The organism is Desertivirga arenae, assembly GCF_017355785.1.
GTDB lineage: Bacteria > Bacteroidota > Bacteroidia > Sphingobacteriales > Sphingobacteriaceae > Desertivirga > Desertivirga arenae.
In genome coordinates this window covers 37,501-60,231 of sequence record NZ_JAFEWE010000014.1, presented here as the reverse complement: position 1 = coordinate 60,231, position 22,731 = coordinate 37,501, and the positions used below count along the sequence as shown (strand labels likewise).

At 41.8% G+C, this 22,731-nt stretch carries 19 protein-coding genes; 9 read left to right on the top strand and 10 right to left on the bottom strand.

Going from position 1 to position 22,731, the window contains the following annotated elements:
- Positions 1-2 precede the first annotated feature (2 nt).
- Positions 3-356, bottom strand: coding sequence for an S-adenosylmethionine decarboxylase family protein (locus J4N24_RS20565; protein ID WP_207535613.1), 354 nt, complete (start codon positions 354-356; stop codon positions 3-5).
- Positions 357-574: 218 nt separating this feature from the next.
- Here J4N24_RS20565 and J4N24_RS20560 point away from each other — a divergent pair, with 218 nt between their 5' ends.
- From J4N24_RS20560 to J4N24_RS20530, 7 genes are all read left to right on the top strand, one after another.
- Positions 575-1,888 carry an SWIM zinc finger family protein gene (locus J4N24_RS20560; RefSeq protein WP_207535612.1) on the top strand — a complete coding sequence of 438 codons (1,314 nt, stop codon included), beginning with the start codon at positions 575-577 and terminating at the stop codon, positions 1,886-1,888.
- A complete protein-coding gene (locus tag J4N24_RS20555; RefSeq protein WP_207535611.1) occupies positions 1,885-3,354 on the top strand; it encodes a DUF5691 domain-containing protein in 1,470 nt (489 codons plus the stop codon). The genes J4N24_RS20560 and J4N24_RS20555 overlap by 4 nt, the downstream gene beginning before the upstream one ends.
- 11 nt (positions 3,355-3,365) lie before the next feature.
- Complete coding sequence (locus J4N24_RS20550) at positions 3,366-4,448, top strand: ATP-binding protein (RefSeq protein WP_207535610.1); 1,083 nt, start codon at positions 3,366-3,368, stop codon at positions 4,446-4,448.
- 3 nt (positions 4,449-4,451) lie between these two features.
- Positions 4,452-6,692: a DUF5682 family protein gene (locus tag J4N24_RS20545; RefSeq protein WP_207535609.1), complete on the top strand. Its 2,241-nt coding sequence runs from the start codon at positions 4,452-4,454 to the stop codon at positions 6,690-6,692.
- 6 nt (positions 6,693-6,698) lie between these two features.
- Positions 6,699-7,838 carry a vWA domain-containing protein gene (locus J4N24_RS20540; RefSeq protein WP_207535608.1) on the top strand — a complete coding sequence of 380 codons (1,140 nt, stop codon included), beginning with the start codon at positions 6,699-6,701 and terminating at the stop codon, positions 7,836-7,838.
- A 49-nt stretch (positions 7,839-7,887) separates the two neighbouring features.
- The gene (locus tag J4N24_RS20535) at positions 7,888-9,783 is read left to right on the top strand and encodes an ATP-binding protein (protein WP_207535607.1); all 1,896 of its coding nucleotides are present in this window, start codon (positions 7,888-7,890) and stop codon (positions 9,781-9,783) included.
- A 170-nt stretch (positions 9,784-9,953) separates the two neighbouring features.
- The gene (locus J4N24_RS20530; RefSeq protein WP_207535606.1) at positions 9,954-11,312 is read left to right on the top strand and encodes a rhamnogalacturonidase; all 1,359 of its coding nucleotides are present in this window, start codon (positions 9,954-9,956) and stop codon (positions 11,310-11,312) included.
- An 85-nt stretch (positions 11,313-11,397) separates the two neighbouring features.
- On the opposite strand, the gene J4N24_RS20525 is transcribed toward J4N24_RS20530, so the two are convergent.
- Positions 11,398-11,814 carry a BLUF domain-containing protein gene (locus tag J4N24_RS20525; protein WP_207535605.1) on the bottom strand — a complete coding sequence of 139 codons (417 nt, stop codon included), beginning with the start codon at positions 11,812-11,814 and terminating at the stop codon, positions 11,398-11,400.
- Between the two features lie 222 nt (positions 11,815-12,036).
- Between J4N24_RS20525 and J4N24_RS20520 the strand changes: the two genes are divergently transcribed.
- The gene (locus J4N24_RS20520) at positions 12,037-12,297 is read left to right on the top strand and encodes a hypothetical protein (RefSeq protein WP_207535604.1); all 261 of its coding nucleotides are present in this window, start codon (positions 12,037-12,039) and stop codon (positions 12,295-12,297) included.
- Positions 12,298-12,463: 166 nt separating this feature from the next.
- Here J4N24_RS20520 and J4N24_RS20515 read toward each other — a convergent pair whose 3' ends face one another.
- From J4N24_RS20515 to J4N24_RS20480, 8 genes are all read right to left on the bottom strand, one after another.
- Positions 12,464-14,674: an ATP-binding protein gene (locus J4N24_RS20515; RefSeq protein ID WP_207535603.1), complete on the bottom strand. Its 2,211-nt coding sequence runs from the start codon at positions 14,672-14,674 to the stop codon at positions 12,464-12,466.
- Positions 14,675-14,694: 20 nt separating this feature from the next.
- Positions 14,695-15,060 (bottom strand): response regulator transcription factor, encoded by a 366-nt coding sequence (locus tag J4N24_RS20510; RefSeq protein ID WP_207535602.1) that lies wholly within the window; start codon positions 15,058-15,060, stop codon positions 14,695-14,697.
- Positions 15,047-16,594, bottom strand: coding sequence for a PAS domain-containing sensor histidine kinase (locus tag J4N24_RS20505; protein ID WP_242691755.1), 1,548 nt, complete (start codon positions 16,592-16,594; stop codon positions 15,047-15,049). Before J4N24_RS20505 ends, J4N24_RS20510 begins: the two co-directional genes overlap by 14 nt.
- Before the next feature lie 54 nt (positions 16,595-16,648).
- Positions 16,649-17,008, bottom strand: coding sequence for a response regulator (locus J4N24_RS20500; protein WP_207535601.1), 360 nt, complete (start codon positions 17,006-17,008; stop codon positions 16,649-16,651).
- Between the two features lie 99 nt (positions 17,009-17,107).
- Complete coding sequence (locus J4N24_RS20495) at positions 17,108-18,160, bottom strand: PAS domain-containing protein (RefSeq protein ID WP_207535600.1); 1,053 nt, start codon at positions 18,158-18,160, stop codon at positions 17,108-17,110.
- Between the two features lie 143 nt (positions 18,161-18,303).
- The gene (locus tag J4N24_RS20490) at positions 18,304-20,544 is read right to left on the bottom strand and encodes a xanthine dehydrogenase family protein molybdopterin-binding subunit (protein ID WP_207535599.1); all 2,241 of its coding nucleotides are present in this window, start codon (positions 20,542-20,544) and stop codon (positions 18,304-18,306) included.
- A gap of 13 nt (positions 20,545-20,557) precedes the next feature.
- On the bottom strand, positions 20,558-21,541 hold the full coding sequence (locus J4N24_RS20485; protein ID WP_207535598.1) for an FAD binding domain-containing protein: 984 nt from the start codon (positions 21,539-21,541) through the stop codon (positions 20,558-20,560).
- Positions 21,538-22,176 carry a (2Fe-2S)-binding protein gene (locus tag J4N24_RS20480; protein ID WP_207535597.1) on the bottom strand — a complete coding sequence of 213 codons (639 nt, stop codon included), beginning with the start codon at positions 22,174-22,176 and terminating at the stop codon, positions 21,538-21,540. Before J4N24_RS20480 ends, J4N24_RS20485 begins: the two co-directional genes overlap by 4 nt.
- A gap of 194 nt (positions 22,177-22,370) precedes the next feature.
- Here J4N24_RS20480 and J4N24_RS20475 point away from each other — a divergent pair, with 194 nt between their 5' ends.
- Positions 22,371-22,676: a hypothetical protein gene (locus tag J4N24_RS20475; protein WP_207535596.1), complete on the top strand. Its 306-nt coding sequence runs from the start codon at positions 22,371-22,373 to the stop codon at positions 22,674-22,676.
- Positions 22,677-22,731: the final 55 nt, after the last annotated feature.

The following is a 22,731-nucleotide window of genomic DNA, read 5'->3' as shown; positions in this document are numbered from 1 at the left end:
AATTAGCGCCTTAATTCGGTTTTCTGCAATTCGCTGCCTTCAAAAAATGCCAGCACTTCCTTGTAAATCGCTCTAACCTTTTCAGTATTGTCCTTCCTGAAATTGGAAAGGAATATATCAAAAGTGGCAAGCTTAAACTCCGGCCAGGTATGTATAGAAAGATGTGATTCTGTAAGACAAATTACAGCTGTGAAGCCTCCCTGCTCGAAGTCATGATAAACTTCACCAACAGAAGATAGCTCAAACCTCGTGATGAGTTTTTCAAAAAGTTCTCTTGAAGCTGCCGAAGAGCAGAGAAGATCAGCTCTCTCTGTTTTAAATTCAGCTAAAATGTGTAACCCGGGATTATATTCCATATTGCAATAAGGAACTCAAAAATAAATATTATTTGAATATATGGAAATACGAGGGGCTAGGTAAGTGCATAACACATATTTTTTTCGCACATCATCCATTTAATTCGCTCAAATTTTTATGTTTGAGAGAATTAAATCATTTCTAATGCAGAATAAACCTTGTCTGGAAACCTCAACTAAAAACATTTCTATAAACTCTTATACTCTTGCTATTTAACATGCAGTTTACACAGGAACAGGTTACTAAACTAGCTCCCGATGATGCTTCAGCGAAAGCAGGTAAAGCTCTTGCCAGTAATTCCAAGTGGGTTTTAAGGTGCGTACATGAGAAAGCTTTGTGGGGCGACTGCCAGGGAAGTGGTAAAAATCCTTATAGAACGATTATAGATCTGACTAATCTTGCCTTTAAATGCTCTTGTCCCAGTCGCAAGTTCCCCTGTAAACATGGGCTTGGTTTACTCTTCCTTTACGCTGCCAACCCTAATGTGTTTTCTGTAGAAAAGGAACTGCCTGAACATGTAGGTGAGTGGCTTGGCAAGCGCGCCGAAAGGGCAGAAAGCAAACCCGTTCAGGTTGAAAAAGCAGCACCGGATGAACAAGCACAGCAAAAACGTATTGAAGCAAGAGAGAAAAAGGTAAGGGGCGGCATTGAAGAATTAAGGTTTTGGATGAAGGATGTGGTAAGAACTGGAATTATGAATGTGCCACAAGATCCTTATCAGTTTAATCAAAATATCATTGCCCGGATGGTTGATTCTCAGGCTGCTGGATTAGCGAATCAGTTAAGGAGGATCAATAAAATTAACTTTTACCAGGAAGGCTGGCAGAAGGCACTTATTAAGCAGTTAAGCAAGACCTATCTGATAACAGAGGCATATGAAAATATTGAGGCCCTAAACACTGAACTTCAATCAGACATTAAAACCTTAATAGGATGGAACACTCCGAAAGAGGATGTGTTGAATTCAACAGGTATAAAAGACGAGTGGCTGATCTTAAGTATTTCGAACGAAGAAGAGGGAAATTTAAGGACCGAAAAGATCTGGCTTTTTGGTTTAGGGTGTCAAAAATTTGCACTTATCCTAAATTTTTATGCTGGGGCACAACTAAGTGGACACGCTTTTGTGGAAGGGGGAACAGTAAAAGGTGAACTGGCGTTCTACCCGTCAACAACCCCGCTACGGGGATTAATGAAAGAACCGTTTGAGATAAATGGAAGGTTCATACAACCTGGCATTAGAAGTTCTATATCAACACTTTTGCAGGATGTGACAAGTAAATTTTCACTTAATCCGTTTGTTTCTGAAATACCCTTTATTTTATCTTCTGGGCGGATAGCTCTTAATGGAAAAAACTGGTACATTATAGGAGATGATGGGAGTGGTTTGCGACTTTCTAATAATGAAGAGCAATGCTGGACTATTCTTTCAATCAGTAAAGGAAAAATGTTTCCTTGTTTCGGGATCTATGAAAATGAGTCGTACAATATCCTGGCTTTATGGCCTTCCAATAGATACTATTCGATAAAATGAGCCTCCAGAACGATATTATAAAAACAGCCCTGCTGGGTACTGACAAAATACAATTTCAACTTCCAGAAGAGTTGTCGGATATTAAGGATGGTATCACCACTAAGCAGGAGGATAAAGAGGATGCCTTCCTTAAGTCCGCCGCAATAGCTTTTATCTATGAGGAGAGCGGCCAGGAGGCTAAGGATTCAATAAATACTATCCCTGAATGTCCTGATGATACCAGGGAAGAATTGAGTGCAAGTACAAGTCAGCACTTAGAAGATGCGCTCCTATCAAAAGACGAAGTATTTTTCGAATACCTGTTAACCAAAACCCTCGAGGCCGATAAAACCGTTTCTTCTAAATTGGTACCGCTGTTGCTAAATAGAGCAATTGAACAGAAAAGAAAAGCTGAAAAACTAATCGCTGTTTGCGGGAAAACAGGAGAGTGGCTTTGCTCTTTAAACCCAAACTGGCAGAGACTAACCCTGAAGAATGAGGAGCAAATCGATTGGGAAACGGGGAGCCTCGAAGACCGTAAGCTCTTTCTGGCCCGACTAAGGACGACAGATCCTGATAAAGCTTTGCAGCTTCTACAGGCAGTATTTGAGCAGGAAAATGCAAACAACAGGGCTGAATTTCTGGAGATATTAGAGATAGGTATATCGGTAAAAGATGAAGCCTTTCTGTTGGAAGCATTAAAAGATAAAAGCAAGAAAGTGAAAGAAGTAGCACTAAAATTACTTCAACCCTTACTGGGAACAGAAATTAACAACCTTTATATAAACTATTTTCTGGATGCAGTATCAATTAGAGAAGAACGGAGTCTGTTGATACTGAAAAAAAAGGTCATCGAAATAGATCCGGCAGTCCTTCCATCTGATGACCTGTTCAGATATGGGATAGAGAAAGTAAGTTCTGTTAAAGGGGTGGACGACCAGCTATTCTGGCTTAGCCAAATCCTAAGTTTTATAGATCCTTCTGCTTTAGCAGAACGGTATCAAATTTCCCAAGATGAGTGGTTTAAGCTATCAATTGAGCATAAACAAATCTCCGTTTTTATTCCTTACCTGGCCGCTGCAGCTATTCGTTTCCGGAACAAACCTCTTGCTAAGAATCTCCTCGCTCATGAGGAAGCCTTTCGAGAAGAATTACTATTAATCCTTTCTGAGTATGAACGCTACGAGTGGTATGATAAATACCTGGAGTCGAGGTTTCCCATCATATTAGGATTGTTGCTCAATGATCACTATTCAATAATTCCGCAACAACTGGCAGAACGGGTTGTAAAAAGGTTGGCGGTAAACCCATACGTGATCACCCAGCCAATCTATACCAGGCTAGCCCTATCGCTACCAGTCGGCATTAAGAGCTTTCTGAGCAAATATATTGAGGAGGGTGCAGACGACTATCAGAAAAGATACTTTAGTAATCAGGCCTCTAACATGTTACGTTATATTGAATTAAGAGAAGGTTTAACATTTTAAATTAAGATATTTTGACACAAACTATTTTGCGCCAGGCAGCTGAGCAGCAATTTGCGCAGGAAATTGAGGAAATAAAGTTACAGGATAAACATACGAAACCTGCCAATTGGCAAATGTCGCCAAATGCCGTGGTTACCTATCTTATGGGAGGAACGCTGAGTAATGGCTTTGAGATCACTCCAAAATATATTGGTAACAGGCGTCTGATGGAAATTGCAGTTGCAACTCTTACTACCGACAGAGCGCTCTTACTTTACGGACTACCAGGAACAGCGAAATCATGGGTATCAGAGCATCTTGCTGCGGCTATTACCGGTGACTCTAGCCTGGTAATACAAGGTACAGCGGGTATTAGCGAAGAAGCTGTCCGGTATGGTTGGAATTATGCTATGCTTTTATCAGCGGGACCAGTAGCTGAAGCCATTGTGGAAACTCCGGTAATGCGGGCAATGAAGCAAGGTAAGATCGTGCGTATAGAAGAACTTACAAGGATTGGCTCTGATGTTCAGGACTCCCTTATCACCATCCTTTCCGAAAAAATGCTTCCGGTCCCGGAACTTAATACTCAGGTGCAAGCTGTGCGGGGCTTTAATGTTATCGCAACTGCCAATAACAGGGATAAAGGCGTGAATGAATTATCCAGTGCTTTGAAACGTCGTTTTAATACTGTTATCCTACCAGTTCCTTCCAGTATGGAAGAAGAAGTTGATATCGTTCAGCAACGGGTATCCAGCTTTAGCAGAGCTATAGAACTACCAATACAAAAACCAGTAACAGAAGAAATTAAACGCATTGTCACCATCTTTAGGGAACTGAGGAACGGTGTTTCGCTGGATGGAAAAACAAAACTCAAATCTCCATCTGGAACATTAAGTACAGCCGAAGCTATTTCTGTTATGAATAGCGGCCTGGCTCTGGCTTATCATTTTGGTGATGGCCTTGTGAAAGCTGATGATATAGCAAGTGGTGTGATAGGAGCTGTGGTAAAAGACCCTGTCCAGGATAAGATTGTGATGCAGGAATATATGGAGACCGTGCTTAAACAACGTGACGGCTGGAAAGACATTTATCGTGCTTGCCGGGATATTATTTAACCTATGGCCATTCACTTACTAGGTATAAGGCATCATGGACCAGGTTCTGCACGGCATGTACTGGAAGCGCTAAACCAAATTAAACCGGATATTATCCTTATAGAAGGACCTCCGGAGGGAGAGCATATGCTTTCATGGGTTCTCCACGAGGAAATGAAGCCTCCTGTTGCCTTACTTGCTTATGTACCTGACGATCCTCAACGTGCTGTATTTTACCCTTTTGCCGAATTCTCGCCAGAGTGGCAAGCGATCAGATATGGTGTAGAGCATAAGAGACCGGTAAGGTTCATTGATACGCCTCTTGTACACAAACTCGCTAGCCCGCCTTCAAAAAAAGAAGATACTATTCCTTCGGATCTTAACGAAGAAAGCCTTCAAGCAGGACAGGAAATTGGGGATCTTGAAACTATAAGGAAAAACCCTCTTTCTTACTTAGCCACTATTGCTGGCTTTGAAGATGAAGAGGAATGGTGGGAGCATCAGTTTGAATTAAACCTGCAACCACAGGAGGTATTCTCGGCTATCGCTGAGGCAATGGGAGCACTGCGGGAATTACTTCCTCAGCGGAAGGATCAGCGGGAAGAAATTAGAGAAGCGTTTATGCGGCGCGGAATACGGACGGCAGAAAGAGAAATGTATACTGAAATTGCCGTAATATGCGGAGCGTGGCATGTACCTGCACTGCAGAACATGCCGAAGCAAAAGGACGATGACGCCTTGCTTAAAAATCTTCCCAAGACAAAAGTTGAGACCACCTGGATCCCATGGACAAACGATCGTTTAAGCTTTGAAAGCGGATACGGGGCGGGAGTAAATTCTCCAGGCTATTATGCTCACATCTGGAACAAGCCAGATGATGATGGAACAGTATGGCTTTCCTACGCAGCAAGACTATTCAGGGAAAACAAGGTCGATATTTCATCAGCTCACATCCTAGAGGCCGTACGACTTGCCAATACGCTCGCGGCTATCAGGGACCTAAATGGCCCGGGATTAAAAGAGCTCAACGAAGCAACACAGACCGTGATGTGTATGGGAGATGATATTCCCATGCAATTGGTTTGGCGTGATCTGATCGTTGGAAAGGAACAGGGTGAAGTGCCGGAAGGAGCACCGCAGGTACCTATTCAACGTGACCTGGAGCAGCAGGTAAAGGGTATGCGACTAAAACTTTCCAATGAAGACAAGGTTGTCGGTCTCGATCTGAGAGAGAGCAGTGGTTTGCAGAAAAGTATCCTTTTTCATCGCCTCCTGGTCTTAGACATCCCTTGGGCTAAACAACAAAATACTTCTGGTAAGGGGACATTTAAGGAGGAATGGCGCATACGATGGACTCCGGAACTTACCATCCAGCTTCTGGAAAAAGCTCCATGGGGAAATACAGTTGAAGCAGCTTGCAACCATTATCTACAGAATAAAGCAATAAATAGCAAACAACTTTCGGAAATAACAGAACTGGTAAGTAAGGCTCTTCCCGCGGATCTCCATGCAGGTATAGAGACGGTAATGAAAAGAATGGATGAACTGGCTTCGGGCACAACGGATACCGCCATGCTCATGGACGCGTTCAGTCCACTTGTACAGGTAAGCCGGTACGGCAACGTTAGGCAAACAGACCGGGAGACTGTTCAGGTAATTCTAAGATCCATATTCTACCGCATGATTGCTGGTTTACCATTAAGTTGCACGGGGATAGACGAGGAGCAATCAGCGGACATGGCAGAAAAGATTAAAGCTGTAAATAATGCCATCCTTTTCCTTGACGAAGAAGAACTAAAGAATACCTGGCTCGAAACATTATTGAAGGTTACAACCGTAAAGCAAGTGTCGCCGCTGGTACACGGCATGAGCTCAAAGATCCTTTATGACCTTAAATACATTGACAGTGAACAGACAGCTGCGGAGTTTAGTAAAGCATTGTCATCAGGCAATGATCCTTCTTATTCGGCTGCCTGGGCAGAGGGCTTCCTAAAAGATTCTGCTACTATATTGATACTTGACGATGATATCTGGAATATTACCAATAACTGGCTGGCAAGCCTTGATCAGGAAGTATTCCTGCAGGTTGTGCCTTTACTCCGCCGGACATTTGCGGTGTACAATTCTGTTGAAAAAAGCAGGATAGCGCAAAGGGTGAAATACAGCAAAGAGGGTGGGGAAAAACGAGAAGCCGCAGTAACCATTAATAAAGAAAGAGCATCCAGGGTACTACCAATATTAGGTACTATCCTGGGAATAAAATAACGAACTATGCAGGAAGAACTGGAGAAACGCTGGAGATTAGTATTAGGTTCTGAAACCAGAGACGAGCTTTCAGTAGATTTAAGTAAACAAGAAACGGGCATTGACAACACCCTTCAGGCCTTGTATAATTCGGACCGGAAGGGAGGACTTGGTCCCTCATCCCCAAACGTTTCCCGGTGGCTGGGAGATATACGTGAATACTTTCCCAATACCATCGTTAAAGTGATGCAGCAGGACGCTTTGAAGCGACTTAATCTTACCTCGATGTTGACTGAACCAGAGATGCTCGAGACTGTTATTCCTGATGTACATCTCGTAGCCAACCTGCTTACCCTGGGCCGTGCTATACCCGAGAAAACCAAATCAACAGCCAGAATGGTTGTTAAGAAGGTAGTAGATGAATTATTGCAAAAACTTACCGCACCTACACAACAGGCTATATCCGGAAGTCTAAATCGTTCAGCCAGAAACAGACGGCCCCGGCATAACGAGATCAACTGGTCAGAAACCATCCGCAGAAACCTTAAGCACTATCAACCCGAGTATAAAACAGTAATTCCCGAAACGAGGATCGGGTTTGGAAGAAAACGAAAAGCATTAAAAGACATTGTTCTCTGCATTGATCAAAGTGGATCAATGGGGACATCAGTCGTATACTCAGGAATATTTGGAGCTGTTATGGCTTCTATTCCTGCCGTAAACACAAAGATGGTAGTCTTTGATACGGAGGTAGCAGACCTCACGGAAGAATTACAAGATCCGGTAGAATTGCTCTTTGGTGTACAACTGGGAGGAGGAACAGATATCCATAAAGCATTAACCTATTGTTCACAGATCATTACACGACCCTTAGACACTGTTATGGTGCTTATAACAGACCTGTACGAAGGTGGAAACCAACAAGAGATGAGAAAAAAAGCAGCCCAATTAGTAGATAACGGGGTTCAGCTTATTACCTTACTTGCCCTTAATGATGACGGTTCTTCCTTCCACGACCACAGCAATGCTGATTTTCTGGCCTCCATTGGTGTGCCTGTTTTTGCTTGTACACCTGACCTTTTCCCCGATTTGATGGCTGCTGCTTTAAGCAAACAAGATATTAGTCAATGGGCAGGAGCCAATGATATTAAACTAAGTGGGAGATAAAAATCAATAAAAGCACGTACCTTCGTGCTTTATATCCTCCCAGAATAAGATGTTTCAGATTTCGAGTGAAGTTCTAAGGTTTCTAAATACTGCTCCCGCCACAATTCTTGTAGCTCCCGATGCTCCAAAATTCACTATCCTTTATGCTAATCCTGCTTATCATCAGGCAACTTTAACTTCACCTGAAGATATTTTAGGCTTGGGATTCCTGGAAGCTTTTCCGGAAAACCCCGAAGATCCTGAGGGTGACAACGTAGAGGTACTAAGAAATGGATTAATAGATTGCATCGCTACTAAAAAACGCGTAGAACTACCCGGAAAGCGATACGATGTACCAATCCGGGGCACAGATCAGTTCGAAACTAAATACTGGCAAGCCTCAAACAATCCGGTTTTTGATGAACGCGGAGATATACTCTATATCTCTCATGTCACTGTGGAAATCACAGGAGCTTATGACCTTGCTAAAAAAGAGCGGATTGCCAGGGAGGTGACTGAAGCAAAACAACGGGATCTCCACTCTCTTTTATTGGAAGCTCCGGCAGCCATTGCTATTCTTGACGGTCCTGATTTCATTTTTGAATTTGAGAACACTATTCACCAACATATTTACCCAAACAAAGAGCTATTGGGAAGAGCTTTTACTGAAGTCTTTCCGGAGAAGGTAGAATCTTTTCTTCCAATTCTCGAAAAGATCTATTATAAGGGGGAAAGTTATGAGGAAAAGGAAGCGATAATAAGGCTGAATGAAAAAGGAGAGGATGCTCCGAAATTTGAGTACTGGAATTTCATCTACAAACCCAGAGTCAATTCAAATAGTAGTATTGATGGTATTATATTGTTTGGTTATCAGGTAACGGAACAGGTAATTAGCAGGACCAGGGTTGAGCAAAGTGAAAAGAGACTTCAAACGCTTTTAGAAACTATGGCGGAAGGCATCGGTATTGTGAACAGGCAAGGTAAAATCATATACGCTAATCCAATGGCAGAAAAGTTATTGGGCGTTCGAAAGGAACAGATCACACAACGCAGCTACCATGACCCGCAATGGCAGAACCTAAGGACAGACGGCACGCCTCTTCCTCCTGAGGAACATCCCATGTATATTACTATGAACACCGGAGAGCCGGTCTTTGATCACGAAGTTGGTGTTCAGCCACCTCGAGGAGAGCCTTTTTATATTTCTATCAACGCTGCCCCCCTAAAAGACGATAACGGAAACATTACGGGGGGAATAGGAACTTTTATGGATGTAACCCAGAGAAGGAAGTCAGCGCAAATGAAAGATGAGTTTATCAGCACTGTAAGTCATGAATTAAAAACACCGCTTACTTCTATAAAAGCTTATCTTCAAATGCTTGACCGGTCGCTCGCAGGTTATGAAAATTCGAATAGCGGTCGATTCCTAAATAGATTGAATGTACAGGTTTTCAGGCTTGAAACTCTGATAAAAGATTTCCTGGATGTAACGCGCATTGACTCAAACAAGCTAACCTTGCGGTCTATTGAATTTGAAATGGATACCGTACTTAAGGAACTTGTGGAGGATTTGCAACTAGTAACGCCTGGGCATGAATTGAAAATAATCAAGACTGAACCAATTCATGTCGTAACTGATCAGAACCGTATTGTCCAAGTGCTGACCAATCTAATAACCAATGCTGTAAAGTATTCTCCAGCAGCTAATGAGGTGCATATTTCCTTAGGAAAGGAAAATAACGAAATGATATGTAACGTTCAGGATTTCGGAATTGGAATAGCAGAAAATCAGAAAGAGAGGATCTTCGACCGTTTCCATCAGGTAGCGAACAATAAGGGCTCAGGTTTAAGTTTGGGCCTGGGGCTTTATATTTCTAAGGAGATAGTGGAAAGAGCAGGAGGCAGAATATGGCTGGATAGTGAAGTTGGAAAAGGCTCGACCTTCTATTTTAGTCTCCCGCTATGACCTAAGTAATTTAGAAGCAATGGCTCCAATTCTTAGCCCTTTTCCGATTAAGCCACAAGCTTATTACATACCGTGGTGGCAGGATGGTCTTTGAATTTGTAATTTTACCCCTAATTAAAAGGAAGCCCAAATACTTCCAGACCAATTTATACTCAAGAATTAGAAATTTAATGACTACAAAACACTTCAGGCTTGCATTATTACTCATGGTTGGCCTAACACTGAACTTCAAAAGTTATTCGAAGGAGGTGTTTCCTGACGGAACAGCTATTCCTGATTGGTTCAGGCAAAACAAGGCAACAGATATCAGCAAATTAGGAAAGCAATACCGTATAACTGATTTTAATGTTGTACATGACAGTACTGTTATTCAAACAAAACTTATTCAGTCTGTAATTGATAAAGCAAGCAATGAAGGTGGGGGTGTGGTAATTATACCTAAAGGGACTTTTTTGAGCGGTTCTCTTTTTTTCAAAAAGAACACCCATCTTCATTTGGAGGATGGCGCAAAATTGAAAGGTAGCGACGATGTAAGCAATTTCCCTTTGGTAATGACAAGGATGGAAGGGCAGACATTAAAATATTTCGCCGCTCTGGTGAATGCTGACGGGCTTGATGGTTTCACAGTCTCGGGTAAAGGTACAATTGATGGCAACGGCCTCCGCTACTGGAGATCATTTTGGTTAAGAAGAGAATTCAACCCCAATTGCACCAATATGGATGAAATGCGCCCGAGGCTGGTATACATCTCGAATAGTAAGAATGTGCAGCTTTCGGGAGTAAAGTTAATGAATTCGCCGTTTTGGACTACTCACCTCTATAAGTGCGAGAATATAAAACTCCTTGACCTGTACATCTACTCTCCCAAAGAACCTGTAAAGGCTCCTAGTACCGATGCTGTTGATATTGATGCCTGTAAAAACGTCCTTATCAAAAATTGCTATATGTCTGTTAACGATGACGCCGTGGCTTTAAAAGGGGGTAAGGGGCCAACCGCTGATAAAAATCCGAACAATGGAAGCAATCAAAATATCATCATTGAAGATTGTACATACGGGTTTTGTCATGGCGCGCTAACCTTTGGAAGTGAATCTGTACACGATAGGAATATTATTCTGCGCAGAATAAAAATCAGTCACGCAGAGCGCCTGCTTTGGTTAAAAATGCGCCCAGACACTCCTCAAAACTATGAATACGTACTGGTAGAAGATATTGAAGGACATGATATTGGAAACTTCTTATATATTCGGCCATGGACTCAATTTTTTGATCTCAAAGGTGAGCAGGTTTCGGGCACATCGAACAGTAGAAATATCACTATGCGGAATATCAAATTAGATTGTGAGAACTTTTTTAACGTTGGTATTCCAAAGGAGGTTCAGCCGGCTAAAGGCTTCGGTTATAAATTATCAGACTTTAAATTTGAAAATATAGAGGTTACAGCAAAGAAGTTCACGGACATTGACATTTCTCTTGTAGAAAACTTTAAACTTAAAAACGTAGTGGTTAATAAAAAGAAACTTTTCTAATTAAATTAATAGTACCAAGTCCGCCAGCTGAATAAAATCCTTGTTCTCTGGCGGACTTTCTAATTGTAGCATTTAGCCTGATAAATTAGCTTACTATCTCACTCGCCTTTTTTCCTCTTAAAAGATTGAACAGTTTCACAAGATCTAATGCTCCCGGACTTCCGGGGGTATAAATATCCTTATAGCCCGGCTCTGCAGCAACTTCTTCAGGAGAGGGAGTTCTAAAACTCATTGACCAGCCAGGAAACAAGCGTTCCATTCTTTCACCTTCCTTCAAAATCACAATATTATGATGCCGGCTATCTTTACATATTTTTCGAAATATAGACTTTACCGCAAACTCTTCACCCTCCAGTAATTGTAGGAATTTGCTATCAAAATATAACAACATTCCTGTAACATTCACCTCTTTGTTGTATTTTCTGGAACTACCGAGAATAGCCTTAAGGGCCTTATCCTCCATTTCTTCAATTGCTTCGCTTCGATAAATTAAATAGTACATGGTCAGTTATTCGCGGTAACACTTTAACAAAAATTACTCTCCGTAGTTTTTTAACCATACCACCTATAAAAAGTATTGCTTTCATTAAAATCCTCCTGCTTATTTATCCGTTCTTCTGTTTTCTAAGAAAATACTACTCAAGGTTCGATGGAAAAGGTAGTCAGAATAATATTCTTGCGTGTCATGACAACAATGTCGGCATTGTTGTTACCTTTATAGAGAATGATCTACCAAGGCAAGCGAGAGTATTCTGTCGCCTTTAAGAGCAATACCTATCACGTTGTCCAGTGGGATACATTACACTTAGTTTTTCAAATTTGGTTGAATGGGGAGATGCTGGTTACTATTCAGAAGGATGAAATTTGGAAATCGTCCAGCATGAGTAAAATAAATCTTTCTGACGCATTTGCAATAGCCTTAATACTTGAGGGGCAATTAAGCAATTTGTTGGAATCTGAGAAAGAAAAAAAATCCTTGAAATAAAATTCAGCTGAAATACTTTTTGCTCAAAGTAATCGTTCTTAAACTTGAATGACTTTATAGTCTCCAGCAGGTTGGAAATTGTAAACATGAAAAAGAAATTTAGTTGAGCGATTAAAACAGCACACCAACCCACGGTGTCGCTGTTTTTCTATTTATAGACATTTAATTACTGTAATTTCCTGAACTTGATCCAGAAAATAGAGCCTTCTCCAGGACGTCCGTCGATCCAGATATTAGCCTTATGCTTTTCAAGTATTCGCTTTACAATCGCTAAACCCACCCCGGTTCCTTCGAAATCTGCCTTCACATTTACCCTCTTAAACAGTTCAAATACTTTATGGTAGTGCTTAGGATCGATTCCTATACCATTATCCTGAACCTTGTAAACCACTTCATATTCGTTTTCCGAACCCTCGATTGTAACAATGGAAGGATTAGAAAGCCTTGAATATTTAACGGCATTACTTATTAAATTAAGGAAAACCTGATAGATCATAATTTTATCTCCATGAACAATTGGAGTGTTTCCAAGATTGAAGACCATATTCGGGTTATTAAAAGCAGTAGCAACTTCGGTCTTTATGGTTTGAAGCATATTAGCCATATCAATCGGGTTAAAGCTGATTTCTGAACGGCCAACTTTAGAATAATCGAGTACTTCTGCAATAAGCGTATTCATTCGAGCAATACCAACGCTAATCCTGGCTGCAAAATTCTTTCCGTCATCATCTAAAGATTTGTTCCGCTCCAGAAGTTGAGCATAACTTTTAATGACAGTCAGTGGAGTCTTTAAATCATGAGATATAGTACTGCTGAAGGTTTCCAACTCATCGTAAGCTTCTTTCAGCTTCTCATTTAAAACTCTTATTTCGCTTGCCTTTTTGTTTATAATATACAACAATTCTTCTTTGAAACGCTCTGCCAAATTTTGTTCATAAACCTTCCAGCGTTCGGTGGTAAATTGAACTATCGTTTTGAAGCTTTCGAAAGATTTACGAGGGGAAATTTTTGCGGTACCACTCTCATCAACTTCAACGGGCTTATCCGGATTACCCGCCCATGTGATACTTTCAGCATACTCGGGCCTGAACCAGATTATATATTCCTTCAATTCCCGCGAAATGGTGCACACCAGAATCCCGCTGGCTACATTGGCGAATTCACTCGCCTCGGGCATGTGATCAACAAGCTTGTTAGTGTGGAACAAGGTATCGCTTAGCGTTTCATTTAACCAATTGATAATATGATCCATTTGTTCGTCAGAAGGTATAACGCCGTCTTTGATTATCCGGCCCTCATATTGCATATACACGCCGGTTGCTTTAACAATATGCAAAAAAGATACAGAAGGATTTAAAACAGCATCTTTGATATCTACGCCAAGACGCAATTCTGAAACGATCTTTTCAAATATTGCTTTGTGCCTTTTTTGATCAGCATTTACAATCTCCTCCTCCTTAAATTCCACCGAGGAAGATATTATCTGTCCGAGAAGCCTGGCTCCCTCACGAGTACTGTGATTTATAAATTTCGGAGTATAATTATGACAGGCGATCAAACCCCAAAGCTCCCCTTTACACATCAGTGAAATACTAAAGCTAGAAGCCACCCCCATGTTCTTCAGGTACTGGATATGCATTGGAGAAACTGCCCTTAGAACAGAATGAGTAAGGTCGACAGGCGTGTCAGTGAGTGCTAAAATAGCCGAAGTGGTCGAATGCACATCAGCTATCAAACGTATTTTATTTGCTTTATACAACAGACGAGCCTGAGCGGGTATATCAGACGCCGGATAATGTAGATCCAGAAAAGGGTCAAGATCCTCATTTTTGGCTTCCGCTACAACTTTTCCATGTGCATCCTCCAAAAACTGATAGATCATCACTCGATCAAAACCGATCAGTTGTTTCACAATAGAAGCTGCGCGACTAAGTATATCAGGAAGATTATTTGTTGCAAGGATCGTAGAAACGTGGCGACCTATTTGATTATGAATATCAAGACTTGACTTTTCTAACTTTAGTTCAAATTCCAGGTAAGCATAATCAGATTGGCAATGGACAAGCAGATCGAACTGGATTTCCTGGTAAAAAATTTCGTAAGATTCCGTATCCTGCTTTCGTTTCGCAGATTCAACAAAAGCCACGAGCGGATTGGGATTTTCCTTGGTGGAAATCTTTTGTTCTAGAAAGGAAAGGCTTTGTCCAAGTATTGATCCTGCAGTGATATTCAGGTACTCCAGGATATTGGCACTAACATAATTGATAATGTTATTAGTAGCATTGATCACCACTAAAAAACCCCATGCCTGAACTTGACCGGGAATATGAATCGGCTCACGGTCGCAGTTGCTGAGGTCGACTTTAAATTTTGGCATTATTAAAATATCAAATAGCACTAGCGCATCAGCGCTCTTGCCTTGTCTACTAATTCATCAATATCAAAGGGCTTTGCAAGAAAATCGTTAGCACCAGCCTGATGGGCAATAGCGGCTCCATCGCGGCTTGCAGACATAACAATTACCGGAAGTCCTGAGAAGGATTCATCTTCCCGTATTGTCTTCAAAACCTGGTCTCCTGAAAGCTGAGGCATCCAGAGATCCAAAAAGATTAAATCCGGATCCTTTTCAGATATCTTCTTAAATATTTCGAGGCTATTTTGCACGCAGACTGTCTGGAATCCACTGCCTTCAAGAATAATCGATACTAATTCTAATATTCCCTCATCATCATCACAGATCAGAATAGTTTTATTTTCGGTCATTATTAATTAGTAAGGGGAGGGTAAAACTAAATGTAGAACCTTTTCCAGGTTCACTGTCAACCCAGATAGTTCCACCATGATTTTCTATGATCTGCTCGCACACATAAAGACCCATTCCCATACCCGGGAACGATTTTTGATTTTCACTTACCCGGTAGAAACGCTGGAAGATGCGGTTTTGCTCGTCAGGCCGAATTCCCACTCCGAAATCAGTTACAGAGATCTTTACAAATTCACTTACCATAGAAATGGTTACAATCACCTCTTTCGCTTCGGGAGAGTACTTTATCGCATTTGAAATAAGGTTTTTAACTACTTGAACAATTTGTGACTCGTCGCCATAATATTGCTCAGGAATACTCCCTTTAAGTGTTATCCTGTGTGTTTTGGAAGCTTCCCTAAATGCGTTTATGGTTTCTGATATCGCTTCATTTATATCAAAGTAATCGCGATAAATCTCAATATTTCCCGACTGAATCTTTGAAACGTTCAGCAACTCGTTAATCAAATTGCCAAGCCTGTCCAGATGTGTGTTCGCTTTTTCCAAAGCAGAAGAAAATTGATCAGGAAGCTGGGTGTTAGGAGTTTTCTGAAGTAACTGGATAAACCCACGAACTGTTGTTAAAGGAGTCTTCAGTTCATGACTGGCAATAGATAAAAAATCATCCTTTCGCCGCTCAATTTCACGCCGGTCTGTAATATCCTCAATGGCAAGTAAAATATGGTCTTTGTATTGTCCCTCTAATTCAACCCGGTGGGCGTTCAGAAGCATAAGCTTTTTTCCTATATGAGGAAAATCATGTTCAACTTCAAAATCCAGCACAGGATTATTGGAAGGAAGAACATTTTCAAGCAGATTCTGGAGCTTTTCTATTGCCCACTGCCCATTACCAAGGTCATATAATTTGGTACCTTCAGTTTCAGCCCTTGATACTTTAAATACTCTCAGGAATTGATCGTTAACGGTAAGTACTTTCATTTCAGCATCAAGGACAATCAAACATTCCCTTACTGTTTGTAAAATACTTAAGAGGTATTCTTCACTCTCCCTTAATTCCCTCGTCCTCTCCATAACAAGTCTGTCGGTATCCCTTTGTACCCGTTCCAGATCCTCCTTAGCCTTCCTCCTTGGCGAGATATCATTTTGTATACCAATAAAATGGGTAACCACACCATTAGCATCCTTTATTGGTGTTACGTAAAGCTCATTCCAAAAGAAGTTACCATTCTTTTTATAATTCCTGATCTCAACAATGCAGGCCTCTCCATTTTCAATAGCGTCCTTGATTTTCTGTCGAGCCTCCTGCCTTCGGTCTTCCTTTTGTAGAAACCGGCAGTTCCTCCCGATAACCTCATTCCTCACATATCCGGTCATGCGCTCAAAAGCAGCGTTACAATAAATGATAGGATTATCTTCCAATAAGTTATTGGTTATTATTACCCCGGTAATGCTGGCATCGAGAGCTTTTCGCATCAGTTCAAGCTCTTGTTCGCCACCTGGTGAAAAGCCGTTTTTATTTGTCTCTTCCTTCAAATTTGTAGATTGTAATTATTATATAAACCCTAAAAACACCTTTTTGGTTTCGTCTCAACCTTGCTCTAAATGTTTCCTCACCAAGTTAAGCAGATCATCCAGATCAAAGGGTTTTGGCAAGCATGAATCGGCTCTCAACTGCTCCGCTACATGAGTAACAGTATCATCGGTGGATGAAATGATTACAGGGATCTTCCTAAATCTATTATCGTTTTTAAGCTTATTTATAAGTGCTGCAAGCTTAGCTTTTCCAAGCCAGTGATCTAGTAGAAGAAGATCGGGCCGAAACTTTTCTATTTCACCATAAGCGTTATTCGTATTATGCAAAATTTTCACACAAAAGTGATCACTTAGCACCAGATGAAAGATTTCACTGATATTTAAATCTTCTTCAATAATAAGTACCTTTTTCATCTAGTATAATGGGAGCAAAATAATACAGCCAAAAGAATAAATCCTACCTGCTTAGGTCTGATTTATAGCTGCAGAAGCTTAACTATTAGGTAGTAACTATTAAGCCTGATTCATTTCCTCAATATATACAATTAATCCTCCTACTTCCTGTAATTGATTATACCAGGGTTTGAGTTCCCATTTAAAGCGGGGAGGACCAGTACGACTATTGAGGTAGTTATGACTGGACGAAAAACGCCGGCCTTTCAATGCCGCGGAAGCAATATATTCCCACTTAGGATGAATGCCCGGATAAAGGTCCAGTATCCTCCTTCCGAAAATATCATTCCTTTTATCAGGATCAGCGGATACCCATTTATCAGAAACAGCAAGTATTCTGAGATCTTTGTCAAGCATGGCGAGAGGAAAAGGAACCTGCTCCACGAAGATCCTGTACCGTTCTTCACCTAATTTAGCCTGCTTATCTTCAAGGCTTTTCTCCCTCAGGTAATTATTATAACAGCTTGAAAAATTAGAAGGATTAGCAAAATTTAGCAGAGCAGCCATCTGCTTACGACTGCATCTATTTTCGCGAAGGTAGGAGTGAGCAAACTCCATTTGTAGTTTTCTATAATAGGCGAAAGGGTTGGAACCGGTTTTAATTCTAAAATCCCTTTTCAATTTTGATTGCGAGATCCCCTCATTCTCAGCCAACTTTTCCAATCCCGGAAATCTCAAAAGCACATTTAACTGCAGAGTTTTGATGGTCTCCATTGCGTGGTCTCTGTACTTCATCAGCAGCTTACCCTGGGGGAGTGGTGTTCCTATATCTGCAGCGTGAACGTAAAAACCTTCAACTGAATCTCCAATCACATCAGGAGTGTAACTCACAACAGCACGGCGAACACCACCATTTGGAAGTTTAAAGTCCCTTTCAAAGGCCTGTGGTTCACCTAAGAGCACCTTTTGTATCATTGGGAAGTGTTTCTCAAATACAGGACCGAGAAATTCTCTCAATGTGGACTTGTTTACGATATCCTCAGGTTTTATCCCGAGCCATTCCTCATAAGCCTGGTTTGCAAAACGGCAAACCATATTCTTATCCCAATATCCTAATAAAGCTTTTGTGTTAGCAAGTATTTTAAATCCAAGCGCCTCCGTATCCTTACCCATACTTAAACTCAAGAAATGATAATCTGCAATTATACGTATAAATACGTAAAAAGTATAAATACGGATTTCGAGTTCTTTAAAATTAAAAGATCTTCATTTACCGTAAGCAGATGGAGCAAGACAATAAGACAGGGTACAAGACCTTAAATGAGCTTATCAGGTGTTACCGGTAATTCCCTTATTCGCTTTCCTGTTGCATTAAAAATAGCATTTGTTATGGCAGGAGCAACCCCGATTATAGCTATCTCACCGAGTCCCTTAGTTCCCATAGGATCTACGATGTAATCCGGCTTGTTTACAAAATAGACTTCAATAGGGGGCACGTCTGCATGAACGGGGACATGATAGTCTCCAAAATCCTTAGTTACATACCTGCCAAAGCGGTGATCCATTACTGCTTCTTCCTGGAGAGCCATCCCTATGCCGCCGGTAACACCACCGATCATTTGATTAGCTGCTGTTTTTTTGTTCACTATTGTTCCGGCATCGGCACAAGTTACCACTTTCTTTACCCGTACCTGTCCCGTAGCTGGGTGAACATGGACCTCGGCAAAATGTACAGAAAATGAATACTTCGAATACTTGTTTGCTTCCTGGTTTGGTTTAGAGTCTTGTAGTACATCTAATTCAGAAAGGTTTTGCTTCTTAAGCAAGTCGGTAAAGGCAACTTTAACTGAAGGGGACCTCGACAATGAAAGGTATCCTTTGTCGAAAGTCACATCCTCGACCTTTAGTCCGGCAAAGCGTTTGTCGGCGGCAGGGGCCATACCGAGCAACTTTTCCTTCATTGCCTTGCAGGTGGCAACTACGGCGGAGCCAACGGTTGCTACAGTAGCCGAGCCTCCCTGGTTTGGGGCCTGGGGGAAATCGGAATTACCTAGCTGGAAAGTTATCTTATCAGGACTAACTCCAAGATGCTCTGATGCAATTTGAACCATTGCAGTTCCAGTTCCCGGGCCTATATCTGTAACCGCGCTTTGAAATACTACCGTCCCATTAGCTAACAGTTTCGCGCGCACAGCTGCAGCGCCACGGTGGGCACCAAACGTACCAACCCCCATACCATAGCCAACCAGCCACTCGCCCGAACGAACACCCGCAGGCTTGAGAGACCGCTTGCTCCAGCCTATCTTTTCCGCTCCAACTTGTATGCATTCCTTCAAATATTTGGTAGACCAGGGGAGGTTCTTGTCAGGGTCAGTATCCGTATGGTTCATTAAACGAAACTGAACAGGGTCAATATTTAAAGCAAAGGCAATCTCGTCCATTGCAGATTCTAAAGCGAAGGCACCTGTTGCTTCTCCTGGTCCCCGCATCCATATTGGCGTACTTACATCCAAAGGCAGCAGACGGTATTTCGTACCGATATTCGGACTAGTATACATCATCCTGGTTTGCTGCAGGGTAGATTCTGTAAATTCCTCATAAGAAGAAGTCTGACCTATGGCTTCATGATAAATACCTGTAAGTTTCCCATCCTTATCTGCACCAATTCCTATTTTTTGCCAGGTATAAGGCCTGTAGCCCACCATGAAAAACATTTGCTCGCGTGTGAGCATTAATTTCACTGGCCGTTTTACCATTTTAGCGGCTATAATAGCTGCTGTTTCGTGCGGCCAATTATGCAGGCCATTCCCAAAAGCTCCACCAACAAATTCTGAAATCACCTTTACATTTTGCACCGGTATTTTCCACTCATTAGCGAATGCCTGTTGCGTAGGTTTTGTTCCCTGCACTTTATCATACACAATCAGCTTATCATCTGCTTCCCAGTGTGCCGTGATAGCTTGTAATTCCATGGGGTTGTGCACTTCTGTTGGATGAACATACTCCAGTTCCAACTTAACTGCAGCAGTTTTATATCCCTCAGCTTGTCCGCGTTCATAATCTGCCAGTCCCGATTTCGGATTCTTCTTTACAACTGCGGGAACAACAGCTTTACCCTTATTCGCCTCAAAATTGGTTTCATGCTTATCTGTATCATACTCTATTTTTACAAGCATTGCTGCATGCCTTGCACGTTCGTAGGTATCGGCAACAACTATAGCAATTGGCTGACCGTTTGAATAGACACGGTTGTTATGGAAAGCTCTTAACGGCCTGCCGCCTGTTGGAGGTTCTGTTGGATGCTCATTATCTGCCCATCCCGGAACCCTAATTGCATTTTCATGGGAGATCACTGCAATTACTCCTGGCGAGCGTAGTGCTGCCTTTGCATCAACAGAACGGATCCTACCCTTAGCGATAGTACTGGATACAATAACACCATAACTTATATTAGGAAGCTGATATTCTGCAGAATACCGCGCGGCACCAGTTACCTTAAGTTTACCGTCTACACGGTTCATCGGATCTCCTATAACTTTATCAAAAAACCTGTTCATGGAAGTGTATTTATTAAACCATTCTTGAGGCAACTTTCAAGGCCTGTACAATAGAATTAGGAGCCAGCTTCAATTTGAACTCGTTGTGTTTAAACCCTTTAGCCCCCTGCATTGCAAGCAAAGCTGCTTGTTGGAAACTAGCCTCAGATACTGGTTTTCCAATTAATGAACGTTCAGCTTCTGCCAGCCGCCAGGGCTTGTGAGCCACTCCACCCAATGCAATCCGGGCATCCTTGATCACCTTCTTTTCTATTTGCAATGCGGCTGCAACTGAAACCAGTGCAAAAGCATAAGAGGCACGGTCGCGTACTTTAAGATAATGCGAATTTTTAGCAAAGCCATTATCTGGCACCTCTACCCCTAAAATCAATTCACCCGGCAGTAGATTGGTATCTATTTCAGGTTTGTCACCAGGGAGACGGTGAAAGTCTCCAAAAGGGATGCGTCGCTGTCCTTTAGATCCCTCCACCAATACCGTTGCATCTAAAGCAAGCAATGCAACACTCATATCACTAGGATGCACAGCGATGCATTTGTCGCTAAATCCGAAAATTGCATGCATCCGGTTAAATCCTTCCAGAGCTCCACATCCGGTTCCCGGTTCTCTTTTATTGCAGGGGAGAGAGGTATCATAGAAATAATGACAGCGCGTACGTTGCAAGATATTACCTCCAACGGTGGCCATATTCCTAATCTGTGCAGATGCACCTGCGTTTAAAGCTTGTGCCAGCAGGGGGTGCTTGTGTTGCACCAGTTTATTTTCGGCTACAGTGCTATTAAGGGCCAGCGACCCGATCTTTAGCACCTTACCCTCATATGATATCTTGTTTAAAGGAAGGCGAGATATATCAACAATTCTTTCCGGTGTAACGATTCCCCGCTTCATCAAGTCCACAAGATTAGTGCCACCGGCAATGAACATCGAGGACTGATCTTTCGAGATAGCATCAAGGGCCATTCTTGCCTCTGTAGCCCGGGTGTATTGAAACTGGATCATACCTTCTTACCTCCGTTCTTAACTTCTACTATTGCATCAACTATATTAGGATAAGCGCCACAGCGACAGATATTACCGCTCATATATTCTCTGATCTCTTCTGCTGAATCTGCGTGACCTTCCCGTATACATGCAATAGCGGACATGATCTGGCCGGGAGTACAATACCCGCATTGAAATCCATCATGCTTCAGAAAGGCATCCTGCATAGGATGTAATTTTTCTCCTTCAGCCAGCCCTTCAATGGTAGTGATCTTTTGCCCGTCCTGCATCACCGCCAAGGTCAGACAGGATAGAACCCGGTTACCGTTAACATGAACTGTACAGGCCCCGCATTGGCCATAATCACATCCCTTTTTAGTTCCCGTCAAGTGCAATTGTTCCCTTAAAAGATCCAGAAGAGTTACTCTTGGCTCAACCATCAAACTTTTGCTTACACCATTAACCTCTAGTTTGAGAGGGATCTTTTCAAGTGCCTCTGCAAGCTTTTCGTCCCACTGGTTCTCTGCTGCTTTCAAAGCTACTGCTGGTGTTAAAGCCACACCCGTTAATACTGCCGACTGCTTTAAAAACCCCCTTCGGCTTTCATTCCTTGGCTCGCCGCTCTGCTGATTCTTTAGATTCGATTTGTCCATGCTGTAATTCGATGCTGGATGATATTGAAGATACTAGAAATAGAAAAACCAAAAGACGCCCTTTGTTTAAACTATTTATGAATTGATTAAACAGCAGGAGCAGAGATTAATTGCAAATTTTACTGAGGTGCACATCCTTTATTCTTTGTCAAAACAATCTGGGTAATTTTAATGAGCTTGCTATATTTGCAGCGATGAAAGTACTTGCAATTTTCATGACCATTTTAATGCTTATCACAGGGGTCGACCTCTGTAATAACCTGGATAAAAATGAAAGCAAAGCAAGTACAGAGATGGGCAAAAGTAATGAGAAGCATTCTGATGAAGCACCCTGCTCACCCTTTTGTCACTGTGCCCGATGTCCTTTTTCCGTTGTACTACCTTCAGTGTTAATAGAACTTAGTGTTTCTATTATCAAAGGGGAAAAGTTCAGCGAGTATTCCTCTATGCAACCCGTACACTTTGCTTCTTCGGTTTGGCAACCTCCAAAAGCAGTATAATTCCTAAGTTTTTATTATCTATCTAACCTTACACACCTATAAACAGGAATTAAAA